This is a genomic window from Mycobacteriales bacterium, assembly GCA_036497565.1.
Taxonomy (GTDB): domain Bacteria; phylum Actinomycetota; class Actinomycetes; order Mycobacteriales; family QHCD01; genus DASXJE01.
On record DASXJE010000252.1, the window covers coordinates 1 to 2,559 of the forward strand.

At 65.1% G+C, this 2,559-nt stretch carries 3 protein-coding genes; 1 reads left to right on the top strand and 2 read right to left on the bottom strand.

The window, feature by feature from the left end; translation table 11 throughout:
• The coding region (locus VGH85_20170; protein HEY2176128.1) for an amidohydrolase family protein at positions 1–989 on the bottom strand (989 nt) is incomplete at its 3' end.
• Positions 990–1,267: 278 nt separating this feature from the next.
• Here VGH85_20170 and VGH85_20175 point away from each other — a divergent pair.
• Positions 1,268–1,894, top strand: a complete 627-nt coding sequence (locus tag VGH85_20175; GenBank protein HEY2176129.1) for a TetR/AcrR family transcriptional regulator — start codon at positions 1,268–1,270, stop codon at positions 1,892–1,894.
• A 29-nt stretch (positions 1,895–1,923) separates the two neighbouring features.
• On the opposite strand, the gene VGH85_20180 is transcribed toward VGH85_20175, so the two are convergent.
• The coding region (locus VGH85_20180) for an amidohydrolase family protein (GenBank protein ID HEY2176130.1) at positions 1,924–2,559 on the bottom strand (636 nt) is incomplete at its 5' end.

The window sequence follows — 2,559 nt, forward strand, 5'->3', positions numbered from 1 at the left end:
TGGTTGCGGCCGAGGATGTTCTCCTTGATCTCGCGGGTCAGCTCCGGATAGTCGTGCTGCTCCCGCAGGTCCTCCGGAATCTCGAAGTCCCAGAACATCTCCAGGTACGGCTGCGGGTGGCGCGCCGTGGCGCCGGAGGACCAGAAGATCTTGTCGGCGCCTCCCCAGAACAGCAGGGTGCCGAGCATGTGCGCGAACTGGCGGGGTTGGCGCGAGAGCATGAACGCCGCGGTGGTCTCGAGGTTGACGGTCACGTTGGGGAACCGCTGGAGCTGCCAGGCCGTCTCTTCCAGGTACGCGATTCCGCCGTGGACGATCTCGAAGGTCAGGTCGGGGAAGGCCGATGCCGCTCCGGCTACGTCATAGGGTGCGAAGGGCTCGCTGGGCACCTGGCCCTGTGGGACGGCCTTGTGGGTAGCGACGATCTTGCCGCCGAGTTGCTGAATCCGCTCCAGGATCGGGAACGCGATCTCAGGGTCGTCCAGGCGGTAACTGTTGACCTTGCCGTTGACGATGTCCATCGGATACATCTTGATCCCGATGGCCTTCTCCTCGACGATCATCTGCTCGACGATGTCCAGCGCATCCGGCTGCCAGGGGCTGACCGGGCCGTAGAGCGCGACCCGGTCGGGCCAACGTTCCCGCATGGCCTTACCCACCCACAGCGCCGAGCCACCGTCCTGATAGATGCCGTAGAGCGGAACCCCGTGGTAGATGCACACGTCGGTGTCGGACTCGGCGAACAGCGCTCCGCCAAGCAGGTCCGGGTCGTGGCCGTTCTCGAATCGCTCGCGGCTCAGGATGTAGCGCTGGTCGCCGAATGGCACGTTACCGATGTGCCCGCCCCACAGGGTTTCGGTGAGCTGCGCGGCAATCCGCTCCTTGAACGGCCCCGGGACGTAGTTGTCGGCGCGGAAGTTGTAGCCGTGCACCGTCGAGTCGATCACAAAGACGTCCTCGAGGGGCCTCGTGGCCTGTGTTGCGGTCATCGTCGCTCCGCTGTGGTACCTCGGGTCCACTCACGAGGGGACGACGTGCCGGCGACGCAGTAGCTGGCGCGACTGCTCGCACGCGCCCTCGGGATCGTGGACGTGGGCGTAGTAGGACTGACCAAGCCATAATTACCCAGTTAACTTGGTAACTAGCTTCTTACGGCAGCGGCGCCCGACTGTCAACAGACCGTCCCCGAACGTCCGACCGGCACAAGCGACCAGCACGGGCGCGCCGATGAGCCCAGAACGCGATTGCGCTCAACTATGCTGATGCGATGCCGACCCGTCACAATGCCGATACGCGGGCCGTCGCGCAGATCGTCGAACGCCCCGTTCGTACGCGGCGGGGTGCCGCGGAGGTCGAGCAGGCGATCTCTGATGCTGTCCTGGCCGAACTGGCTGAGGTCGGATTCGGCCGGCTCACCTTCGAGAGCGTCGCTGAGCGCGCGGGCACCGGTAAGAGCCCGCTGTACCGACGGTGGCCGGATACGACCTGTCTGGTGATCGACACATTGGAGGAGCTGGGCATGGACCCAGCCGGATACGCACGAACGGGCATTCTCCGCGATGATCTGATCGGGTTCACGCATCACATGACTAAAATGCAGAAGGGTGTCAGGGGTAACGCATTCCGCAGCCTTCTGGGAGAAGCACACCGCTATCCCCCACTATTATCTCGATTCAAGTCAGAGGTTCTCCAGCCACTCTTCGACGCATTGAGCGAACTACTGCGGGACGCCGCCGGTCGCGGCGAGATATCTTCGGAACGCTTGACACCCGTCGTTCTTGAAGTGCTCCACGCACTGATCATCAAGCGCGCACTGCTCGAAACTCACGTTCTGACGAGGAAAGACATCGCTGAGATGGTTGACGAGGTACTCCTGCCTCTCGTCATCGCGTGAGAGCTGCCTGACAGACGCATGGGCCGTGCTCAGGCCGCCTCGTGGACTAGCTCGCCGGCGAACCAGGTGCGCAACACCCGGGTGCGGTGGATCTGATCCACGGGGATCTGGAACAGGTGGCGATCCAGGGCAACGAAGTCGGCGGACAGACCGGCCCTCAGCATGCCGGTCTCGCCCGCCAGACCCATCGCGCGGGCCGGTTGCACGGTATGCGCTCGCAACGCGGTGGGCAGGTCCAACGCCTGATCCGCGGCGAGCGTCCCGGGAAAGGCCGTGTCGGGGTTGCGGCGGGTGATCATGGTCTGGATGCTCAGCCACGGATCGGGTCGCTCGACGGCGGCCGGCCAATCGCACCCGGCGGCAATCGGGACGCCGGCCTGGTGCAGCTCGCGCAGTGGCCAGATCCTCCCGAGGTAGTGCGGCTGGACCTGGGCGGCGATGGCGGCGTTCATCGGGTTGGGGAACCACAGTCCAGGTGAGGCGTCGGCGATCACCCCGAGCTCAGCGAACCGCGCCACGTCGTCCGGGTGGACGAACTCGGGGTGAGCGATGTGGAAGATCGCGTCGTTGCCGTGCCGTTCACGGATGGTGGCGATTGCGTCGAGTGCCTGGCGCACTGTTCCGTCCGCCGTGGCGTGCAGCTTGGCGCCCAGACCTCGGGCCAC

What these genes read in the sequence shown, in the direction of transcription:
- VGH85_20175 (HEY2176129.1), top strand. Translation starts at nt 1,268, where the DNA reads ATGCCGACCCGTCACAATGCCGATACGCGGGCCGTCGCGCAGATCGTC.